We start from the raw sequence: 21,589 nt of genomic DNA on the forward strand, positions 1-21,589 counted from the left end.
AAGCTGATGTCTGATATTCGCGCCGAAATCGTGCTGCCGACCAGTGATCTGCGCAAGGATTTGCCGTTCTTCACCAAGGTCTTGGGGATGCGGATGGACATGATTTATCCCGCCGATAACCCCGCGGTGGCGGTGGTATCGGGGCATGGTTTGCGGCTGCGGCTGGATGCCGAACGCATAGCGGCGCCGGGGTTTTTGCGGATTTTGACCGATGATCCGATTGCGGATGGCGCGAAGGCTTTGACCTCACCGGGGGGCACACGGGTTGAGATTGACGAGTTGAACCCGCCGCTGGTGCTGCCGAAAACCGAACATGCGTTTGTGGTGCGCAGGCTGGCCGACCAAGCGCCTTGGGTGATCGGGCGGGCGGGGATGGAGTATCGCGATCTGATACCGACGCGGCTCGGGGGGGCGATGATCGCCAGCCACATTCGGGTGCCGGATGGCCCGGTGCCGGATATGGTGCATTACCATAAAGTCGGTTTTCAGCTGATCTTTTGCGTCGCGGGCTGGGTTGATGTTTTGTATGAAGATCAAGGTGGTATCATGCGGATCGAGGCTGGCGATTGCTTTATTCAGCCGCCCGGTATCCGGCATAAAGTGCTTCATTCTGAGGGTGTTCAGGCGGTGGAAATCGGTGTGCCGGCCGAGCATGTCACCGAGATTGACCACGATATGACGCTGCCGAATGGCATTGTTAACCGGGATCGCGAGTGGGACGGCCAGCGCTTTGTGCATAATATCGGAAACTCGGGGGCGTTTGCGCCGTTCCGTATTCCCGGATTTGAGGCGCGCGATACTACGATCAACGCTAACACCCAGGGCGTGGCGAGCGTGATGGTGGCGCGGCCAACGGGCGTCGCTCCGTGGACGAAACACGAGGGTGATATTCTGTTCAGCTTCGTGATGACTGGCGAAATGACACTGGAAGGTGAGGGCAAAGACCCCTATCGGCTGTCGCCCGGCGATGCTTTCGTGGTCCCACCGGGAATGGCGACGCGCTATGCCGAATGCTCGAAGGATTTGCAGCTGCTTGAGGTCTCGCTGCCGGGAAATCCGCCGACGCAGATATTGTAGCCTGCTTGCACTTTGGGGCGAAGCGGCTCACACTTCTGGACCATATGGAAGTGGAGCCCTTCATGTCGCTTTTAAACGCTGCAACCGAGGTGCGGCTGCGCGCTTATGCGCCTTATTCGCGGTTTAAGGTCGGCGCGGCGATTATGTCGGTCGAAGGCAGGGTGCATGTCGGCTGCAACGTTGAAAATGTCGCCTATCCAGAGGGGACTTGCGCTGAAGCGGGCGCGATTGCGGCGATGATTGCGGCGGGCGACGCCCGGATTGCCGAGATTGCGGTGATCGCGGACAGCCCAGAACCCGTGCCATGCTGTGGCGGCTGCCGTCAGAAAATCGCGGAGTTTGCCGACCAAGGCGTGCGCGTAACCCTATATACTACTGACGGAAAATCCAAGGTGCTGACGGTGGCAGAGCTTTTGCCGGGGGTGTTTACGGCGGCACATATGGACAAAACCTGATGGACGCGCGCGCCATTATCGTGGCCTTGCGCGACGGTGCGGTGCCCTCGGCGGCGGAGTTGCAGTGGTTTGCGCAAGGGTTAGCCTCGGGTGCGGTAAGCGATGCGCAGGCGGGTGCGTTTGCGATGGCGGTGCTGCTGAAAGGCTTGGGCGATGAGGGGCGCGTGGCGCTGACGCGGGCGATGCGCGACACCGGGCATGTGCTGGAATGGGACGTGCCGGGGCCGGTGTTGGACAAGCATTCGACCGGCGGGATCGGTGATTGCGTGTCGCTGATGCTTGCGCCCGCGCTGGCTGCTTGCGGGGCATATGTGCCGATGATTTCGGGGCGGGGGCTTGGGCATACTGGCGGCACGCTGGATAAGCTGGAGTCAATTCCGGGGCTCAAAACCGGGCTTTCGGAAGACCAGTTGCGGCGGCAGTTGCTTGATATTCGCTGCGCAATCGTGTCGGCGAGCGCCGAGATTGCGCCTGCGGACCGGCGGCTTTACGCGGTGCGCGATGTGACCGGGACGGTGGAGTCTGTCGATCTGATCACCGCGTCGATCTTGTCGAAAAAGCTGGCGGCCGGGTTGGAAGCCCTTGTCCTCGATGTGAAATGCGGCTCGGGTGCGTTTATGAAAACGCTGGAGGATGCCGAGGTTTTGGCGCGGGCTTTGGTATCTGCGGCGCAGGGCGCAGGCTGTATGACCAGCGCGTTGATCACGGATATGAGCCAACCTTTAGCGACGGCGGCGGGCAATGCGCTGGAGGTAAGTGAGGTGATGGAAACGCTGACCGGCACGAGCGTCAACGCGGCCTTGTGGGATATCACCATGGCGCTGGGCGGGGAGGCTTTGGCGCTGGGCGGGCTTGCGGCTGACCCCGCGGATGGCGCGAGGCGGATTGAGCAGGCGCTGGAGTCTGGAGCGGCTGCCGAGTGGTTTGGTCGGATGGTGGCGGCGCAGGGTGGGCCTTTGGATTTTGTCGAACGATGGCCGGATCGGTTGCCAGCGGCGACGGTAATCCGCGAGGTGCCTAGCCTTGGTCCGGGATTTGTCCGCTCGATTGATGGGCAGGTGTTGGGGCTGGCGGTGGTTGGGCTTGGCGGTGGAAGGCAGCGCGAGGGCGACAAGCTGAACCTGTCGGTGGGGCTGTCCGATCTGGCGGGGATCGGCGAGGATATCGGCGCGGGCGACCCTTTGTGCATGGTGCATGCGGCAACGGAAGCGGCGGCCGATGAGGCAATTCAGCGGGTGCAGGCGGCTTACGTGATGGGCGGTGCGCCGCCGCCGGACCCGGAATTGATAATCAAAAGGATTGCCTGAATGGCGCGGGCTTTTCTGGTTGTGATGGATTCGGTTGGCTGTGGCGGTGCGCCAGATGCGGCGGCTTTTGGCGATGCGGGCGCGAATACTTTGGGCCATATTGCCGAGGCTTGTGCGGCGGGGCGGGCGGATGTTGGACGCTCGGGGCCGTTGCGGATGCCGCATCTGGATGGGCTGGGGTTGGGCGCAGCCATTCGGCTGGCCTCGGGGTTAGATGCTCGGGGGTTTGATGCGGTGCCGATGGGTCGCTGGGGCGTTGCCACGGAAGTGTCGCGCGGCAAGGACACGCCTTCGGGGCATTGGGAGCTCGCCGGGGTGCCGGTGCCGTGGGACTGGACATATTTCCCCGACAAGGTTCCAGCGTTTTCCGATGATCTGGTGGCGCTGGTCTGTAAGCTGGCCGGAACGCAGGGGATTTTGGGCAACTGCCATGCCTCGGGCGTGCCGATCATCGAGCAGCATTGCGCCGAACACCTGCGCACCGGTTGGCCGATCTGCTATACTTCCGCCGATAGCGTGTTTCAGATCGCAGCGCATGAAGAAGCGTTTGGCTTGGAGCGGCTGCTTAAGCTGTGTCAGGATTTGGCTCCGCATCTGCACGCAATGAAGGTGGGCCGGGTGATTGCGCGGCCGTTTACCGGGATTTCGGGGGCGTTCAAGCGCACAGCGAACCGGCATGATTATGCGATGGACCCGCCGGGACCGACCTTGTTGGAATGGGTGCAAAGTGCAGGGCGGGCGACCCATGGCATCGGGAAAATCGGCGATATTTTCTCGATGAAAGGTGTGGGGAAACTTTGGAAGGGCAAAAGCGACCTTGATCTTTTCGGGCATTTGGATGGGTTAGTGGAGGACGCAGAGGAGGGTTCCTTGACCTTTGCGAACTTCGTCGAGTTTGACACATTATATGGACATCCGCGCGATGTTGCGGGATATGCCCGGGCGTTGGAGTGGTTTGACGGTCGCGTTGGAGCGTTTCTGGCGCGACTGCGGCCCGGCGATCTCGCGATTTTTACCGCCGATCATGGCAATGATCCGACTTGGGTAGGGACGGAACATACGCGAGAGCGGGTGCCGGTGATTTGTGCCGGGATTGGCTCGGGTGGGTTGGGGCTGCGGGCGTTTGCGGATGTAGGGGCGAGTGTTGCCGCGCATCTGGGGGTGGCTCCGACGGGGCCGGGGCAGTCGTTCCTGTGACCAAGCTGGGGGCTTGCCCCCAGACCCCCAGGATATTTGTGCAGAGAGGATGAACAATTTGAATCAATTACCGAAGATTGAGTTGCATTTGCACCTGGAGGGCGGGGCCCCGCCCGCGTTTATCAAGGGGCTGGCGAAAGAGAAGAACATCGACATTTCGGGGATTTTTAACGAGGACGGCAGCTATCGCTTCACCGACTTCTGGAATTTTCTGAAGGTCTATGAGGCGGCTTGTGAGCCGCTGAAAGGGCCGCAGGATTTCTATCGGTTGACCCTTGCCGTGCTTGAGGAAAGTGCTGCGAGTGGCGTGGTCTATAGCGAAACTTTCCTGTCGCCTGATTTCTGTGGCGGTCGCGATTTGGGCGCTTGGCGCGAATATCTTCATGCGATTGAGGAAGCCGCTGCGAAGGCCGAGAAGGATTTCGGCATCATTCTGCGCGGAATTGTCACGCCGATCCGACATTTTGGGCCGGAAAAAGCGCGGGCGGTGGCGCGTTGTGCGGCGGAAACTGCGGGCAACTTCATCGTTGGTTTTGGCATTGGCGGCGATGAGAAATCCGGCGAGTTGAAGGATTTCCTGTGGTCGTTCGATATGGCGCGTGAGGCTGGTTTGCCGATTACGGCCCATGCGGGCGAGTGGAAGGGCCCGGATGAGGTGCGCGCGGCGATCAATGATTTAGGTGCAGAGCGGGTGGGTCACGGGGTTCGGGCGATTGAAGATATCGCGCTGGTCGAGGAGATTGCCGAGCGCGGCATCGTGCTGGAACTTTGTCCGGGCTCTAATGTCGCGCTCGGCATTTACCCGAGTTTCCGCAAACATCCGATTGGCGAGATGTTTGATCGCGGTGTCAAAGTCACCATCAACACCGATGATCCACCGTTCTTTCACACCACGATGGCGCGCGAATATGAGATGTTGCATCAGGCGTTTGACTGGGACGAGGGGGTTTTTGCCAAGATCGCCCGCACCTCGCTTGACGCGGCGTTTTGTGACGCCGATACCAAAAGCCGCATTACAAAGATTCTGGAGCAGGCCAATGGCTGAACATCTGACCGTCGTTTCTCATCCTTTGGTGCAGCATAAGCTGACGCTTATGCGCGAGAAAGACACCTCGACGGCGAGCTTTCGAAAGCTTTTGCGTGAGATCAGTTTGCTGCTGGCCTATGAGGTGACGCGCGAGTTGCCGATGACGACCAAGCAGATTGAGACGCCGATTGAGCCGATGGATGCGCCGACGATTGACGGCAAGAAGCTGGTGCTGATCTCAATCTTGCGGGCGGGCAATGGCTTGCTCGATGGTATTCTGGAACTGATCCCGGCGGCGCGGGTGGGGTTTATCGGATTATACCGCGACCCGGAAACGTTGCAACCGGTGCAGTACTACTGCAAGCTGCCCGACCATCTGGAAGAACGGGTGTCAATTGTGGTCGATCCGATGCTGGCTACGGGCAATTCTTCAGTCGCGGCGATTACGCTTTTGAAGCAATCGGGCGCGAAGAATATCCGGTTTTTGTGCCTGCTCGCGGCGCCTGAAGGCATCGCGCGGATGAAAGAGGCGCATCCTGATGTGCAGATCGTCACAGCAGCTGTAGATCGGCAGCTGAACGACCATGGATATATTGTGCCTGGGCTAGGTGATGCGGGTGATCGGATGTTTGGCACTAAATAAGGGGCCAAGCCCCTTTACTCGAAAACAATCCTGACGCATTCTCGCCTCAAAGCGCGGGGGTGGTCATGCTGTTTAAAATTGTGTCGGCTGCGGTGTTCTTGGCTGCAATGGCCCCAATTGCGGCGAGCGCACAAACGGTTGCACAAATCGGCCAGCCCGCCGAGCGCCCGCCAGTCAGCTATAAAGGCGCGCAATACGTCGATAGCAGGGGCTGCGTTTTTATGAATGCAAGCTACGCCGGGGCGGCGCAATGGGTCGCGCGGGTGAACCGCAGCCATAAGGTTCTGTGCGGCTATCCACCCACAATTGGACCGAAACCGGTGATTGAGATGGCGGACGAAGTCGCTCCCGCAGCGCCGGTCGTGGTGAAATCGGCAAAGGCCCATGCGCCGATGGCGACCGTGGCGAGTGCAATGATGCCGGAAGCCGTGGTGGTGAAACCTGTGCCGAAACTGCGGGTGGAACATTCGACGGCGGGGTTGGCGGCGAATTTGCCCGTGCCGCCGCAGAGTTATCAGCGGGCGGCGACTGCGGGTTCAACGCCGGGTAAGATCGGCTGTTATACAAATGCTCCGGTGGCGCAAGTGGTGCGGCTGCGCAATGGCGGCACGGCAGTGGTTTGCACGCGCGGCGACGGCACGCTGAACGGTTGGCGGCCGCCGATATATCCACGCGGATCGCGTGTTGGGGCTTCGTTAAGCGAGCCTGTGCGGGTGGCGCGGGCGGATACAACAGCAGCGGCGGGCCGGGTGGCCTCTGCTCCGACTTATGCCTCGGCTACGGTGCCTGATGTGGTGGTGCCGAAGGGGTATAAGTTGGCTTGGACGGATGACCGTCTGAACCCGATGCGCGGCATTGGCACGTTAGAAGGCCAAGCGGCGCAGGATCAGTTGTGGACGCAGAAAGTGCCGGCGCAGTTGATTGCGGATGTGCAGAAGGCCAAAGCGAAGAAACGCGCACCGGCAGCGTCGGTGGTTGTGTCCTCGATGAGTGCGGCGGCGGTTGCTCCGAAAGCAGTGGCAGGCGGCGCTTGGGTGCAAATCGGGATGTTTGGCGTGGCGGCGAATGCGGCAGGAGCGGCGCAGCAGTTGCAAGCTTTGGGATTGCCAGTGGCAAAATCGAAGCTTAACCGGGGCGGCAAGAGCTTGCAGGTTGTGATGGCCGGGCCGTTCGGATCGTCAGCCGATGCGCTGGTGGCATTACGGACTGCGCGCGGCGCAGGGTTCGGCGACGCCTATATCCGCTAAGCGATTGGATCAAGGATAAGCCTTTCGGGTCAAACCGGGGGGTTTTCTGTGGCCAGCGGATTATTGGCAGATGGTTTGGAAATCTTGCCATTGTGTGCCGCTGAGCACGGCAGGTTCGCTGCCATTCGGGAACGGATCGGCCTCTATCAGGGACAGCGTGGTTTCGCCGGATTTATCGCGCGCATAGGCGTAGGGCTGGGCGGTGATTTTGGCCGATTTGAACGCGGCCAGTTCGGCCTCGTCCGTCAGAGTAATCGCGGGCGGGGTCAGCAGGGTTTGGCCGTAGCCATCCAACGCTTCCGGCGCAACCGAGCCGCTGGCGAGCAGGCGCAAAGTGGCAAACAGGCCCGCCTTTTCCAGCAGCGGTTGCATCGGATCAGCCAAAGCCGCTTGGCCGCTGGTCAGCATGATATAGCCCGCGATGGCATCGGGGTTGCTGGCTTGCACCAGCTTTTCGGGCAGGATCAGCAGATCGCCGGGCAAAGCGAGCGGGGCTTTCAGCGCGTCGCGCACCACCAGCACATGCGGCGGATGGATCGGGTTTATCCGCAGACCCAGTGCCACCGAAGCGTCGGTGCCAGCCTTGCCGGTGCAGGGCGAGCCGGTCAGCTTGGTCAGATCTTGCAGCGCGAGCTTGCCCAGATCGCTACGGGTGGAGGGTGGCAGCATGGCGGCGGTGTAGTCGATCAGCTTGCCGGGAACCCAGAACACCGCCAGCGATCCGATCACCGCGCCGAAGCCGCCCAGCAGCACACCGCGCAAGCGTCCGGGCTTGGGACGGCGGCGTTCCAAAGCGTTGCGCACGGTATCCAGTGCCGCCATCATCTCGGGATCATCGACCTCTAGCGTTTCGGCAGCGTCATCGCCGGGGCTATAAAGGGCGGGGGTTTTGCCGGGATTGCGGCGCTCTAATGCAGGCAGCGACCATTGCGCCAAGGCCATCTCGGTCTTCGGATCGGACAGCACCAACGTGGCCTCGCGCAGACCGACAATAACCTCACGCAGCTGCGCCGAGGCGGTTTCGCGCCACAGCCCCGAGCTTTCCAGCCGCAGGTATTTACGAAGTGCCGTCATCGCGCAGAATTGTCTTTCAAAACCAACATCGCGCAACGATAGCCGTTCGCTTTGCAGGCCACAATCACGCGTCCATCAGTTTCGCCACTGCACGCAGTTCAAACTTCTGGATTTTGCCGGTGGAGGTCTTGGGAAGCTCAGAAAATACCACGCATTTAGGGGTTTTGAAGCCAGCAAGGCGCGTGCGGCAATGCGCGATGAGCTCTGCCTCGGTGGCAGTAGCACCCGGTTTCAGTTCGACAAAGGCGCAAGGCACCTCGCCCCACTTGGCATCAGGTTTGGCAACAACGGCGCAGAGCAACACGGCGGGGTGGTGCATCAAAGCGCCTTCAACCTCAACCGAGGAGACGTTCTCACCGCCAGAGATGATGATGTCTTTGGCGCGGTCGGTGATCTTCAGATAGCCGTCAGCTGTTTGGAAAGCGATGTCGCCAGTGCGGAACCAGCCGCCTTTGAAAGCCTCTGCGGTGGCTTCGGGGTTTTTGTAATACCCCTTCATCACCATATTGCCGCGCATGGCGATTTCACCCAGATGCGCGCCATCGCGAGGGACGGGATTGCCGTGGGTGTCGTGGACTTCGGCACCCTCCAGCATCGCCATCGCGACGCCAGTGCGGGCTTTCAGGGCGGATCGGTCATCGCCGGTGGTGGCTTCCCATTCGGTTTGCCACAGACATTCGGTGGCGGGGCCGTAGGTTTCGGTGAGGCCGTAGACTTGCGTGACGTTGAAGCCAAGCGGTTCAAACGCGGCAAGGGTGGCGGCTGCGGGCGGTGCGCCTGCGGTGAAAACCTCTACAACATGGGTGAAGGCGCGGCGGTCTTCCTCGCGGCAGTTCACTATGGTGTTCAAGACGATCGGCGCTCCGCCGAAATGGGTGACGCCTTCGTCGGCGATGGCGTCATAGATCGCTTTGGCGGTGACATCGCGGCAGCAGACCACGGTGCCGCCGAGCATTGGGATCATCCAAGCGTGGCACCAAGCGTTGCAATGGAACAGCGGCACGATGGTGAGGTAGGTCGGGAAAAGCTGCATCCGCCAAGCGATTGTGTTGGCGGTGGTGGCTAAGTAAGCGCCGCGATGGTGGGTGACGACGCCTTTGGGGCGGCCAGTGGTGCCCGAGGTGTAATTGATCGCAATGCTTTCCCATTCATCCTCTGGCATCAGCCAAGCGTAGTTCGGGTCGCCATGGTCGAGGAAATCTTCATAGGTTTGATAGCGACCGGACGCGGTAAAGCCGTGATCGACGATCTCAATGATCTGCGGGGCCGGAGTGGTCATCAGCGCGATGGCGGCTTCGGCCAGTGGCAGGAAGGCAGTGTCGCACAAAAGCAGTTTTGCGCCCGCATGGCCGAAGATATAGGCGACGGTCTCCGGCTCCAACCTCGTGTTGATGGTGTTCAACACGGCTCCACAGGCCGGGACGCCAAAATGCGCCTCGGCTTGTTGCGGGATGTTGGGCAGCAGGGTCGCCACCACATCGCCCGGTTGGATATCGTTTTGCGCGAGGGCGCTGGCAAGCTGGCTGACGCGGCTGGCATAGTCGGCGTAAGTAAGGCGGGTGGATTTCCAGATGATCGCGGTGCGATGCGCGAACACATCGGCGGCCCGGCGCAGGTGAGAGAGAGGCGTGAGCGGCGTATAATTGGCCCGCGTTTTGCCAAGCCCGGTTTCGTCTGCAAGCCAGCCCATCGTTTCCTCCCCGAAACTGCGTGCGATATGTCGCATTCTGACGTGCAGAGTGGAAGCGTTCCGGGCAGTTGGGAAGCTGAAAACCGAAGGATCATGCTGTGAGCGCGACAAAAGACCATACTTTAGCCGCCGCAGGGCTGATCCTGACCTATGCGATGATTATCGGCTTTACCGACAATTACGTGAAGGTGATCGCGGCGGAGGCTGGGCTTTGGCAGTTCCACTTTACCCGCACGCTAATGGCGATGGTTTTGCTGGGGCTGTTGGCGCTTCCATTGCGGCTGCGGTTGCGCCCGGTGAACCTGCGGGCGGTGGTGGCGCGGTCTACAATTCACGGGCTGGCGATGGTGATTTATTTCGGCGCACTGGCGTTTCTGCCTGTGGCTTTGGTTGCCGCAGGGCTGTTCACCGCGCCGATCTTTGTTTTGTTGATCTCTCGCTTTGCCTATGGGCATGTGATTGGCCCGGTGCGGATTATCGCAGTGGCTGTGGGGTTTCTTGGCGTTATTCTGGTGCTAGGGCCGGAAGCGATGTCGGGTGCGTCTTTGGCGGCTTTGCTCCCAGTTGTCGCGGGGGCGATGTATGCGATGGGTAATATTGCCACACGCGAGTGGTGCCCGGAAGAAAGCGCCGAGACGTTGCTGGCTGGGTTTTTTGTCGCTTTGGGGGTGATTGGGGCGGTGGGTATGACCACGCTGGCGCTGTGGCCGATTGCGGTTCCGGTCGGCACCGACGGCTTTTTGCAGCGCGGCGCGGTCTGGGCTTCGGGTGAGTTTTACTTCTGGACTTTCGTGCAGGCGGCCGGGTCTTTGGTCGGGGTCGGCATGATGATCAGGGCGTATCAGATCACCGAGGCCAGTCGGGCGAGCGTGCTGGAATACGTCATACTGCCTGCGTCGGCGTTCTGGTCTTATGTGATCTGGCGCGAGACTCTGACGCCTTTGGCGGTGCTGGGAATGGTGCTGATCGTAGCCGCAGGATCAATGATCGCACTGCGGGCGCGGGCAGTGGAAGCTTAGTCGCCCACAGCCTCGCGCCAATGCCTGCGACACAGCGAAACATAGGTCTCGTTGCCACCGATTTGCACCTGCTCACCTTCCCTCAGTGCGCGGCCATCTGGGCCACGACGCATCACCATCGTCGCCTTCTTGCCGCAGCGGCAAATCGTGCGAACTTCGCGCATCTCATCCGCCCAAGCCAACAAAGCCGCCGAGCCGGGAAACAAATTGCCTTGGAAATCAACGCGAAGCCCGTAGCACATCACGGGCACACCCAGATCATCGACAGCACAGGCCAGTTGCCAGACCTGCGATTTTGTCAGGAACTGCGCCTCATCCACCAGCACGCAAGCGACCGGGCCTTGCGCGAAGCGCGCTTGCAGCTTGGCATACATATCGTCGCCGGGGGCGAATGTATCGGCAGGCTCACCAATGCCGATGCGGCTGGATATGCGACCCTCTCCGGCGCGATTGTCAAACTGCGCGGTGATCAGATAAGTCTGCATCCCACCTTCGCGGTAGTTGTGCGAGGCTTGCAACAGCAGGGTCGATTTGCCCGCGTTCATCGTTGAATAGTTGAAATACAGCTTGGCCATGCACTGATTTAGCGCATGGCCAAGCTGGCTTGCAAGCCCGTGCGAGGAAGTCACGGGCTCACCTTGCGTGATGGCAAAGGGCCACCGGACACATACCAAAAAAAACACGTTAACGGTGGGGTTCAACCAACCCATCTTGATACGAAACGCGTGACAGGGCGAACCTAGCCACCAAACCTAAAGCAGACAGGTCCGCCGCGCGATACACTTGCCCCGAAGGACATATGCACGGCGGACCCCACCCATATCAGCACCGAGGCGCTGAACACTCGTTACAGTTCCGGTTGCCCGGAACACCTTTATCAATGACAAACTCTTAGGACGAGATTAATGGGGAAAACACACAGTGAATTCCCCGGTTTAGGTGGTTTGATAAGGTTAGACAGTCATGAGTAGCGAAAGTTATCTAAAAAAACACACTGAGGCGCTGGTTAAGGATGTAGGCATCGAAGCGGCCTGCGCGTTGACGGGCAAATCGAAGGCAACGTTGGGACGATATTATTCGGATTCTGGTGAGCATGATGATCGCTTCATGCCTGTAGACGTGGTGGCCCAACTAGAGTCGGCGGCGCGCTTCCCGCATGTAACTTCGGCTTTGGCGGAGCTCCGCGGCATCACGCTTAGCTACGACCCTGAAAAGCGCAACTCTGACAGCAAGGGCGTCAACGGCGACGTTGTGGCGCTGGCACAACGCTTTGCGATGCTTATGGCCGAGTATAATATGGCGATTGGCGACGGGGTGATCTCGGTCAACGAGGCCAAGCGAATGCTGCGGGAAACCTTGGCAATTCAACAGGTTCTGCTGGATATGAAGCTGAGCTTGGAAGACGAGGTTAGTTAACTGGGCTGCTAATCGGCTAACTGGTTTTATAATCTGAACTATAGCTTGGATAAAATGAAAAGCGCCCGGATGATCTCCGGGCGCTTTCATTTTGACTGTTGCGGTTTGGCCGTGCAGCGAATTCGCCCGATCCTTGAGCGAGTTCGACGGCTCGCAACTATGCCTTTAGCGTGGCGTGCGAGCGACCGCACTGCGTGGCTTAGCTGCACCATCCGCACGACGCGGAGCAAAGCTACCGCCAGCGGGCTTCGGCTTGCCTTGCGGTTTGGCACCGGGCTTGCCGGGGGCCGCGCGTTGGATCGGCTGGCTGCCAGCTTTTTGACCACCGCGACTTTGGCCGGGGCGTTGACCGCGATTCTGGCCGGGCTTCGGAGCAGCCGCAACCGCATCTGCTGCCCAAGGCGCGCCACCCAAAATCGGGATCGGCTTTTTCAACAGCTTTTCAATGGCTTGCAACTCACCCATCTCTGCCGGAGCACAGAAGGAAATCGAGGTGCCTTCTTTGCCAGCCCGTGCAGTCCGGCCAATGCGGTGAACGTAGTTTTCTGGCACGTTCGGCATGTCGAAGTTATACACATAGCGCACGCCGGGAATGTCGATGCCGCGCGAAGCCACATCGGTCGCGACCAGCACGTCCAACTCCGCCTTACGGAACTCGGTCAAAGTGCGGTCGCGCTGGTTCTGGCTTTTGTTGCCGTGGATCGAGCCTGCCTTAAAGCCCCAAGCCACCAACAGCTTCATCAGCTTTTCCGAACCATGCTTGGTACGGCCAAACACAAGCGCCTGCTCGCCCGGATGCTTCAGCAGATATTCTTTCAACATCAGTGCCTTATCGCCATTTGGCAAATAATGCACGCCTTGGTCGATGCGCTCAACTGGCTTGCCCGGAGGTGCAACCTGCACCTTGATCGGGTTTTGCAGGTAGGTCGAAGCCAGTTCCTCAATATCCTTCGGCATGGTCGCCGAGAACAGCAAAGTCTGGCGTTTCAGCGGGATATGCTTGGCGATTTTGCGCAGGGAATGGATGAAACCCATGTCGAGCATGTGGTCGGCTTCGTCCAGCACCAGATAGCCAGTGGCGTGAAGCGAGACATCGCCACGCTCCAGCAAGTCGATCAGACGACCGGGGGTAGCGACAAGGATATCAGCGCCGCGTTTTAGGCGTTCAGCTTGCTTGAACAGGCTAGCGCCGCCGACAACCATAGCCACTTTAACTGAGGTGCCTTTGGTAAAAACCTCAAGGTTATCAGCAATTTGCGCGACAAGTTCGCGGGTCGGTGCTAGGATCAAAGCCCGCACGGTTTTCGGCGCAGGCGGGTGGCCTAGATCAAGGATGCGGTGCAGCAAGGGCAGGCCAAACGCGGCGGTTTTGCCGGTGCCGGTCTGCGCCAGACCCATCAAATCTTTGCCCGCCATGATATGCGGAATTGCCTCAACCTGAATCGGCGATGGCATTTTCAGTGTGGTTTTCTCAAGCGCTTTCAGAATGGTTTCCGAAAGCCCGAGGTCTGCGAAAGTCGTGGTCATAACAGTCTTTCCGGCGGCCCAAAGCCGCCCGTCCACCCCAAAAAGGGGCGGCAGTGGGAAGCGACGCCCCCTCGTATCAGGCGCTTGCCCAATACCGTGGCCGTCGCGGAACCCCTGCGTGCGGTGGGAACCAGTCTCGGGGCCTTACACATGCTCACGCGGCACGGGCACTCCGATTGGTGGCAGATGGGCGCTTTTGGCCGATATGTCAAGGCAGGATCAGTTTTGCGCTGCATTTGCGCGAAATCGCCGCATATTAAGGGCGAATGGGTTTTGGAGGGCTAAATGACGAAGGAACAAGGCAAAATCCGCGTGGGCATCGGCGGCTGGACGTTTGAGCCGTGGCGCGGCAGTTTTTTCCCTGATGATCTGGTGCAAAAACGCGAGCTGGAATACGCCAGCAGCAAGTTTAGCTCGATCGAGGTAAACGGAACTTATTACGGCTCACAAAAGTCCACGACGTTTCAGTCTTGGCACGATGAGACGCCGGATGACTTTGTTTTTGCGCTGAAGGGCCCAAGATTTGCGACCAATCGCAAGGTATTAGCGGAAGCCGGGCCCTCGGTGGAAAGGTTTCTGAACAGCGGGATTACGCGGTTGGGTGATAAACTCGGGCCGCTGAACTGGCAGTTTATGGCGACGAAAAAGTTTGATCCCGAGGATTTCGCAGCATTTCTGTCGCTGCTGCCGAAAGAGATTGAGGGGCGGCAATTAAGGCACGCGGTCGAAGTGCGCCATGACAGCTTTGCCTGCGCGGAGTTTGTGGATTTGGTGAGGTCGCACGAGGTGGGGATTGTGGTTTCGGCAGACGGAGATTTCCCGCAAATTGCTGATATTACGACAGATTTCGTTTATGCCCGCATACTGGGGACGGTTGAGGATGAGCCTTTGGGATATCCACCCAAGGCATTGGGCGAGTGGGCCGAGCGCGCGAAGGTCTGGGCCGCGGGGGATGTGCCGAAGGGCCTAGCAACGTTTGCGAAGCCCGCCAAGCCCGCGCCGCGCGAGGTGTTTCTGTATGTGATCAGCGGGTATAAACAGCGCAACCCGCAGGCAGCGATGGGGATTGTGGAACGGTTGTGAAGAAAGGTTTAACGACCCAGAAAGCGGCCATTTTTGCTATGGAAAAGGGCCATACGTAAAAGCACCTATGCGTTGCCTAGTAAGTGCTATCGTTAGATAAAACCGGAGCGCTGAGCGCTCCGATTCAAACAGTTCTGAAACACACTAAAGCTTAAACCGACTGGCGGCGACGACGAATAGCGGCAAGCCCGCCAAGCGCACCAAGAAGAAGCAGGCCCGCAGCTGGAACTGGGACTGGCGCAAGATGACCACCGACGATGTCAAGCCTGACGACCAAGTCGTCGTGGTTGTCAGATGTGCCTCCAGCACCGTCATCTAAAAATAGCAAAACGCTCTGCCCAAACGTGGCCGTCGCATTTGGTAAGAATGATACAAAGAAGTTTGCAATAGACGCTGAGCTATTGTCAGCGTTGGTACCATTTGTTGCCGATAGTGTTGCAAGCGCCGAATTCGCACCAAACCAGAAATCAAGCAGACCGCTCGATAATCCGCTTTGCAAGAACTGGGCGACACCATTGGAGTCATTTTCGAATGTAGTAAGGTTGTTAGAAGAATAGGTCTGCCCATAGAAACTAAAGCGGTTGTTATACCCAGCCTCTTGGCCAAGAACAGTCGCCCGAATAGTTACATTGCTGCCAATCAGATAAAGGTTGGCCCCAAAATAGCCGCTCAGCGGATTGGTCAGACCCAAAGGCGCTAGGGCCTCGTTATCTGGCCCAATTGTGCCGAACGTAGCGGCACCGGCTAAACTTGCAGAAAAACCCGCAATGGCAATCGCAAGCGCAGAAGCAATAACCCTAATTTTCATTTTTTTAACCCCTAGGTATAATTTTCTAATGTCTCATTTCTACCACAATGCTGACACAATTCATATAACGAGGGTGAGCACGCGCTGCGGTTGAGCCTAGGTCAAATTCAGTAAGTTAGGAGGTTCGCGATTTTTGCCTTGCAGTCGCAACTTGCAAGGTCTCTTTTTTGTAACCGATTCGCGCGCCGGATGAATCGTAAGGTCAGCCTAGCAATTATAGGCAAGCGTATTTTGCATGAATTAGCTTGGTCAGACGCAAACTACTCAAAAAGTGTAGCGCAGACCGTGCGTTTACCCCTGCAACGTCCGCACACCGTATCCCTCACCCCGAGCTTTCATCGCCTCGACCACGGCGATACTGGCCGCAGCGGTGGTGAAATACGGGATTTTGTCCATCAGGGCGACGCGGCGAATATCGCGGCTGTCGGTGACGGCTTGGGTGCCTTCGGTGGTGTTCATCACCATGGCTATGTCATTGTTTTTCAAACGATCTACGATGTTTGGGCGGCCTTCGTAGACTTTGCTGACATGGGTGGTTTTGATGCCTTGCGCGGTCAGCCAAGCGGCGGTGCCTCGGGTCGCGACGATTTCAAAACCAAGGCCGACAAGTTCTGCCATAGCGGTTGCGAAAGCGGCAGTTTTGTCCATGTCTTTGATTGATACAAAGGCGCGGCCAGCGTCGGGCAGGATCACGCCTGCGCCCATTTGCGCCTTCAGGAAGGCCAAAGCAAAGGTGCGATCCCAGCCCATAACCTCACCCGTGGAGCGCATTTCCGGCCCCAGAACCGGATCAACTCCGGCGAAACGGGCGAAGGGCAGGACGGCCTCTTTCACGCTAAACCAAGGGGTTATCGGATCGGCGAGGGTGAAGGGGTTGGCGAGCGGCAGCGGGGTGTCGGGGCCGACGCCCTGTGCATAGGGGGCGCGGAGCGGGAAGTTTGACATTGGCTCGCCTGCCATCAGGCGTGCGGCGATTGCGGCAATAGCACTATCGGTGGCTTTGGCGACGAACGGCACGGTGCGGCTGGCGCGCGGGTTGACTTCGAGCACGAAAATGACGCCGTCTTTGATGGCGAATTGCACGTTCATCAGGCCGACTACGTTGAGGGCGAGAGCCATCTGTACGGTTTGCTTTTTGAGCTCGGCAATGATCTCAGGGCTCAGCGAATGCGGCGGCAGGCAGCAGGCCGAATCGCCCGAATGGACGCCCGCTTCCTCAATATGTTCCATGATTCCAGCAACATGCACTTTTTTACCGTCGCTTAACGCATCTACGTCAACCTCAATGGCACCAGAGAGGTAACTGTCGAGCAGCACCGGGCTGTCGCCGGAAACCTGCACGGCGGTGCGGATATAGCGTTCAAGTTGGGCGTCGTCGCGGATGATTTCCATCGCGCGGCCACCCAAAACGAAGGAGGGGCGGATGACCAAAGGATAGCCGACGTCTTTCGCCACCGCGAAAGCTTCATCGCGGCTGCGCGCGGTGCCGTTATGCGGTTGCTTCAGATCCAGCTTGTGCAGAAGCTGTTGAAAACGCTCGCGGTCTTCGGCGAGGTCAATCGCGTCAGGCGTGGTGCCGAGGATAGGAATGCCCTCGGCGTGCAGGGCATTGGCAAGTTTCAGCGGGGTTTGGCCGCCAAATTGCACGATAACGCCGTGCAAGGTGCCGTTTTCTTGCTCAACTCGCAGGATTTCGAGGACGTGTTCGAGGGTGAGCGGCTCAAAGTACAGACGATCCGAGGTGTCGTAATCGGTCGAAACGGTTTCCGGATTGCAGTTCACCATAATCGTTTCATAGCCCGCAGCCGTCAGCGCATAGCAAGCATGGCAGCAGCAGTAGTCGAACTCAATGCCCTGACCGATACGGTTCGGGCCACCGCCGAGAATGACGACTTTCTTCGCGTTCGAAGGCCGCGCTTCGCATTCGACGTCGCCCATCGCGGGGGCTTCGTAGGTGGAGTACATATAGGGGGTCTGGGCCTCAAACTCGGCGGCGCAGGTGTCGATACGTTTGAATACGGCGACCACGCCAAGGTTGCGGCGGGCGCGGCGGATTTGCGCCTCATCCCGGCCGGTCAGCATGGCGAGGCGAGCGTCTGTGAAGCCCATCATTTTGAGTTTACGGATACCTGTGGCGTCAAGCGGCAGACCTTTGGCGCGGATCACCGCTTCGGCCTCGATGATTTCGCGGATGCGGGCAAGGAACCATGGATCGAAGCTGGTGATCGCGTTGATTTCGTCGTCGGACAGACCGTGGCGCATGGCTTGGGCGATGACGCGCAGACGGTCCGGGGTGGCTTTCGAGAGGGCGAGGGTGATCGCGACTTTATCGGGCGCGCCGGGAATGGCGATTTCATCGAAGCCGGAGAGGCCGGTTTCCAAAGACGCCAGCGCCTTTTGCATCGACTCGTGGATGGTGCGGCCGATGGCCATCACTTCGCCGACCGATTTCATTGCGGTGGTGAGGTTCGGCTCGCTGCCGGGGAATTTCTCAAACGCGAAGCGCGGGATTTTGGTGACGACGTAGTCGATGGCGGGTTCAAACGACGCCGGGGTGACTTTGGTTATATCGTTGTCGAGTTCGTCCAAGGTGTAGCCGACCGCGAGTTTGGCGGCAACTTTGGCGATGGGAAAACCGGTGGCTTTTGATGCCAAAGCTGACGAACGCGAGACGCGCGGGTTCATCTCGATCACCACCATGCGGCCGTCGGCGGGGTTGATCGCCCATTGCACGTTGGAGCCACCGGTTTCGACACCGATTTCGCGCAGCACGGCGATAGAGCCGTTGCGCATGATCTGATATTCTTTGTCGGTCAGCGTTAGGGCAGGAGCGACGGTAATACTGTCGCCAGTGTGGACGCCCATGGGGTCGATATTTTCGATGGCGCAGATGATGATGGCGTTGTCGGCGGTGTCGCGCACCACCTCCATCTCAAACTCTTTCCAGCCGAGCAGCGATTCGTCGACAAGGATTTGCGCCATTGGGCTGGCCTCTAGCCCCGATCGGCAGATCGCTTCAAAGTCGTCACGGTTGTAGGCGACGCCGCCGCCGGTGCCGCCGAGGGTGAAGGCGGGGCGGATGATGGCCGGTAAGCCTACGTATTCGATGGCGGCAATCGCCTCAGCCACGCCCGCCGAGATGTCGTATTTGCCGTTCGGCAATTTCGGCGCGGCAATGATGGTGGCTTTGGGGTTTTCGAGACCAATGCGGTCCATAGCCTCACGGAACAGCTTGCGGTCTTCGGCCATTTCGATGGCTTCGCGCTTCGCCCCGATCAACTCGACGTTGAACTTATCTAAGATGCCAAGGTCGGCGAGTGCCAGCGCGGTGTTCAAGCCGGTTTGGCCGCCCATGGTGGGCAGCAAAGCGTCGGGACGCTCTTTTTCGATGATTTTAGCGACAACTTCGGGGGTAATCGGCTCAATATAGGTCGCATCGGCGAGGCCCGGGTCGGTCATAATCGTCGCCGGGTTAGAGTTAACCAAGATCACCCGGTACCCTTCTTCGCGCAGGGCTTTGCAGGCTTGCGCGCCGGAATAGTCGAACTCACAGGCTTGGCCGATAACGATTGGGCCCGCACCGATGATCATAATGGATTTGATGTCGGTTCTTTTCGGCATGTCGGCCCCCAATGCGCAAAACTTCGCGGGTTATAGCCATGCGACGCGGGGGCGCAAGCGGATTCCGGGGTAGCTTGGCTTGCATTTTGGTCGGAGGTTAGCTATGTTAGCTAAGCAAACTGAAGGGTGTGCGATGCAAGTCAACGTTCACGAGGCGAAAACCCAGCTTTCAAAGTTGATTGAGGCCGCGCTGCGGGGTGAAGAAGTGATTATTGCGCGCGATGGTAAACCTGCGGTGCGGATAGAGCCACTGCCGCAGGCAAAAGCGAAGTTCAATTTTGGTTTGCCCGAGTTTATCGGCATGCCAGTACCGGATTTTCTGGAGCCTATGACCGAAGAAGAACTGCGAGAGTGGGAATAGGTGGCGGGCGTCCTTTTGGACACTCACAGTTGGGCATGGGCTTTGACGACCAACCCAAATTTGACACTGCATGCGATGACGGCGATGGGAAATGCTACTTTTATCGCGGTAAGCCCAATCAGTTTGTATGAAGTTGCGCAGAAAGTTCGCTTGGGTAGATGGCCCGAAATGACGGGTTATGCCGTAGCTTTAGAGCAAGCCGTGAAAAGGCAGGGCTTTGTTTTTGCGGAGATGAATCCTGCCATTGCTACGCGGGCTGGTCTGCTGGACTGGGACCACCGCGACCCGTTTGACCGGATATTGGCGGCCACGGCTTTGGCGGGCGGGATGGATTTTATTTCGGCTGACACGGCGTTTGATACGATTCCCGGCTTAAGGCGGATTTGGTAGCGGGATCGTTGGCATAGAAAAAAGGCGGCAGGATTTTCCCCGCCGCCTTTTGTTTCATATCAGCGACTTAGGACCTCTGACCGACTGCTGCTTCTGCCGCAGCGATGGAGGCGCGGCGTTTTTCGACCTCGGCTCCAATCGGTGGGCCTACAAAGCGGCGGTTTTCGAACGCGAACCAGATCACCAAGGCTAGGGCGATGAAGCCCAGCACGATCCACAGCACTTTGTCGTTTGGCGGTTGGATGGCGATGTAAAAGATGATCAGCATACCGACAATCGACAGTGCCGAGATCAGTTTGTAGAGGCCCGCAGGCATTGCCCAAGGGCCGGGGGTTTTCCATTTATCGGTGCCATAGGCGAGCATACCGCAGGTGAGCGGGATCGCGAAGGACAAGAACAGGAACACCAGCGTTGAGTTCACCACGATGGTGTAAAGGTTGGTGCCGCCGACCGAGACGAATTGGGCGGCGAAAACATAGAGGATTTCCAACACGGCCGCTGTCCAGATCGCGTTGACAGGGGTGCGGTATTTCGGCGAAACTTTCGCCAAAGCCGCCGATGCGCCGGGGATGCCGCCATCGCGAGAAAAAGCGAACAGCATCCGGCTGGCAGAGGTAACGGTGGCCAGACCGCAGAGCAGTTGGCTGATCAGGATGGCAAAATACAGCACGTTTTTCAGGCCCGCTGGCATGATGGCGTCGAGCGTCAAGAAGAACATCGACCAGCCTTGGCCCGCCGCAACGGCCATATCCGGGATCGCAAGGGTGATTGCGCAAACCATGATCCAGCCGATCAGTGACGACCAGACCACGGCGGAAATGATCGAGCGCGGCACGGAATGCGCGGCTTTCACGGTTTCTTCAGAGGTATGGGCCGAAGCGTCATAGCCGGTGATGGTGTAAACTGGCAAAAGTAGGCACAGCAGGAACAGATAGCCCATATTCTCGGTTTGCGGGAACACGTTGCCCCCCGCTTCGCCTGAGTAGTTGGTGAAGGTCCACAGCCGCGAGATGTCGATGGCTGGGGCGTAGAACAGGCAGGCCAGCACCAAGGCGGCGGTGGCTGCGAAGATGATATAGCCCGAGATATCGGTCAGCATCGCGGTGACTTTGATGCCGAGGTGGTTGAACAAGGCTTGAGCTACGGTGATGACGGCGACAAAGCCTACGACTTCGCCCGCGGTGCCGGTAAAGCCGAACATCGGCCCGAAGGTGCCAGCAAAGAAGAACGCGGTGCCGATGTTGATGGCACCCAGCACGGTGATCAGGCCCAGCAAGTTCATCCATGCCGTCAGCCAGCCGATGAAGCGGCCGCCAAGGATGGAGCCCCAGTGGTAAAGCCCGCCCGCTGTCGGGAAGGCGCTCGCGATTTGCGCCATTGCCAGCGCGAACATTCCCGAGATCAGGCAGCCCACGATCCAGCCGATACCAGCGCCCGCGCCGCCAACCGAACCGATCGCTTGCGCAAACGAGTTGATGCCGCCTGACAGGATGCAGATGATCGAGAACGAGATTGCGAAGTTGGAAAATTTCGACATAGAGCGCGAAAGCTCTTGCGCGTAGCCCATGCCATGCAGGACTTTGATGTCCTCATGCGCATCTTTATCGGTATAGTCTTCCGATGCCATTTAGTACCCTCCGAACCGTT

19 protein-coding genes are annotated in these 21,589 nt (G+C 58.8%); 12 read left to right on the forward strand and 7 right to left on the reverse strand.

Annotation, left to right across the window (positions count from 1 at the left end; all coding sequences use genetic code 11):
• Window positions 1-6: 6 nt before the first annotated feature.
• From JWS10_RS08595 to JWS10_RS08625, 7 genes are all read left to right on the forward strand, one after another.
• Window positions 7-1,077, forward strand: a complete 1,071-nt coding sequence (locus tag JWS10_RS08595) for a cupin domain-containing protein (protein WP_299506389.1) — start codon at window positions 7-9, stop codon at window positions 1,075-1,077.
• Between the two features lie 5 nt (window positions 1,078-1,082).
• Window positions 1,083-1,532 (forward strand): cytidine deaminase, encoded by a 450-nt coding sequence (locus tag JWS10_RS08600; protein ID WP_366943524.1) that lies wholly within the window; start codon window positions 1,083-1,085, stop codon window positions 1,530-1,532.
• Window positions 1,532-2,839, forward strand: coding sequence for a thymidine phosphorylase (locus JWS10_RS08605; protein ID WP_299506391.1), 1,308 nt, complete (start codon window positions 1,532-1,534; stop codon window positions 2,837-2,839). Before JWS10_RS08600 ends, JWS10_RS08605 begins: the two co-directional genes overlap by 1 nt.
• Window positions 2,840-4,036, forward strand: a complete 1,197-nt coding sequence (locus JWS10_RS08610) for a phosphopentomutase (RefSeq protein ID WP_299506393.1) — start codon at window positions 2,840-2,842, stop codon at window positions 4,034-4,036. It begins immediately after the preceding gene.
• Window positions 4,037-4,085: 49 nt separating this feature from the next.
• The gene (locus tag JWS10_RS08615; protein ID WP_299506394.1) at window positions 4,086-5,081 is read left to right on the forward strand and encodes an adenosine deaminase; all 996 of its coding nucleotides are present in this window, start codon (window positions 4,086-4,088) and stop codon (window positions 5,079-5,081) included.
• The gene (gene upp, locus JWS10_RS08620) at window positions 5,074-5,706 is read left to right on the forward strand and encodes a uracil phosphoribosyltransferase (protein ID WP_299506396.1); all 633 of its coding nucleotides are present in this window, start codon (window positions 5,074-5,076) and stop codon (window positions 5,704-5,706) included. The genes JWS10_RS08615 and upp overlap by 8 nt, the downstream gene beginning before the upstream one ends.
• 65 nt (window positions 5,707-5,771) lie before the next feature.
• Complete coding sequence (locus JWS10_RS08625; RefSeq protein WP_299506398.1) at window positions 5,772-6,953, forward strand: SPOR domain-containing protein; 1,182 nt, start codon at window positions 5,772-5,774, stop codon at window positions 6,951-6,953.
• A 60-nt stretch (window positions 6,954-7,013) separates the two neighbouring features.
• Here JWS10_RS08625 and JWS10_RS08630 read toward each other — a convergent pair whose 3' ends face one another.
• Complete coding sequence (locus JWS10_RS08630; protein ID WP_299506400.1) at window positions 7,014-8,027, reverse strand: hypothetical protein; 1,014 nt, start codon at window positions 8,025-8,027, stop codon at window positions 7,014-7,016.
• A 64-nt stretch (window positions 8,028-8,091) separates the two neighbouring features.
• The gene (locus JWS10_RS08635) at window positions 8,092-9,717 is read right to left on the reverse strand and encodes an AMP-binding protein (protein WP_299506402.1); all 1,626 of its coding nucleotides are present in this window, start codon (window positions 9,715-9,717) and stop codon (window positions 8,092-8,094) included.
• Between the two features lie 98 nt (window positions 9,718-9,815).
• Between JWS10_RS08635 and JWS10_RS08640 the strand changes: the two genes are divergently transcribed.
• Window positions 9,816-10,736, forward strand: coding sequence for a DMT family transporter (locus tag JWS10_RS08640; RefSeq protein WP_299506405.1), 921 nt, complete (start codon window positions 9,816-9,818; stop codon window positions 10,734-10,736).
• Here JWS10_RS08640 and JWS10_RS08645 read toward each other — a convergent pair.
• Window positions 10,733-11,311, reverse strand: a complete 579-nt coding sequence (locus tag JWS10_RS08645) for a thymidine kinase (protein WP_299506487.1) — start codon at window positions 11,309-11,311, stop codon at window positions 10,733-10,735. The genes JWS10_RS08640 and JWS10_RS08645 overlap by 4 nt on opposite strands.
• Before the next feature lie 388 nt (window positions 11,312-11,699).
• Between JWS10_RS08645 and JWS10_RS08650 the strand changes: the two genes are divergently transcribed.
• Window positions 11,700-12,152: a hypothetical protein gene (locus JWS10_RS08650; protein WP_299506408.1), complete on the forward strand. Its 453-nt coding sequence runs from the start codon at window positions 11,700-11,702 to the stop codon at window positions 12,150-12,152.
• 165 nt (window positions 12,153-12,317) lie between these two features.
• Here JWS10_RS08650 and JWS10_RS08655 read toward each other — a convergent pair whose 3' ends face one another.
• Complete coding sequence (locus JWS10_RS08655; RefSeq protein ID WP_299476503.1) at window positions 12,318-13,679, reverse strand: DEAD/DEAH box helicase; 1,362 nt, start codon at window positions 13,677-13,679, stop codon at window positions 12,318-12,320.
• A gap of 285 nt (window positions 13,680-13,964) precedes the next feature.
• Here JWS10_RS08655 and JWS10_RS08660 point away from each other — a divergent pair, with 285 nt between their 5' ends.
• Entirely contained in the window at window positions 13,965-14,762 is a 798-nt protein-coding gene (locus JWS10_RS08660) for a DUF72 domain-containing protein (RefSeq protein WP_299506411.1), read from the forward strand.
• Window positions 14,763-14,913: 151 nt separating this feature from the next.
• Here JWS10_RS08660 and JWS10_RS08665 read toward each other — a convergent pair whose 3' ends face one another.
• Window positions 14,914-15,570, reverse strand: coding sequence for a VPLPA-CTERM sorting domain-containing protein (locus JWS10_RS08665; RefSeq protein ID WP_299506414.1), 657 nt, complete (start codon window positions 15,568-15,570; stop codon window positions 14,914-14,916).
• Between the two features lie 291 nt (window positions 15,571-15,861).
• Complete coding sequence (gene carB, locus JWS10_RS08670) at window positions 15,862-19,191, reverse strand: carbamoyl-phosphate synthase large subunit (RefSeq protein WP_299506417.1); 3,330 nt, start codon at window positions 19,189-19,191, stop codon at window positions 15,862-15,864.
• Between the two features lie 133 nt (window positions 19,192-19,324).
• On the opposite strand from carB, the gene JWS10_RS08675 reads away from it, so the two are divergent.
• Window positions 19,325-19,552: a type II toxin-antitoxin system Phd/YefM family antitoxin gene (locus JWS10_RS08675; RefSeq protein WP_299476515.1), complete on the forward strand. Its 228-nt coding sequence runs from the start codon at window positions 19,325-19,327 to the stop codon at window positions 19,550-19,552.
• Window positions 19,553-19,942, forward strand: a complete 390-nt coding sequence (locus JWS10_RS08680) for a type II toxin-antitoxin system VapC family toxin (RefSeq protein ID WP_299476517.1) — start codon at window positions 19,553-19,555, stop codon at window positions 19,940-19,942.
• A gap of 67 nt (window positions 19,943-20,009) precedes the next feature.
• Here JWS10_RS08680 and JWS10_RS08685 read toward each other — a convergent pair whose 3' ends face one another.
• A complete protein-coding gene (locus JWS10_RS08685) occupies window positions 20,010-21,569 on the reverse strand; it encodes an amino acid permease (protein WP_299506420.1) in 1,560 nt (519 codons plus the stop codon).
• Window positions 21,570-21,589 lie beyond the last annotated feature (20 nt).

This window comes from Cypionkella sp. (assembly GCF_028290025.1).
Taxonomy (GTDB): domain Bacteria; phylum Pseudomonadota; class Alphaproteobacteria; order Rhodobacterales; family Rhodobacteraceae; genus Cypionkella.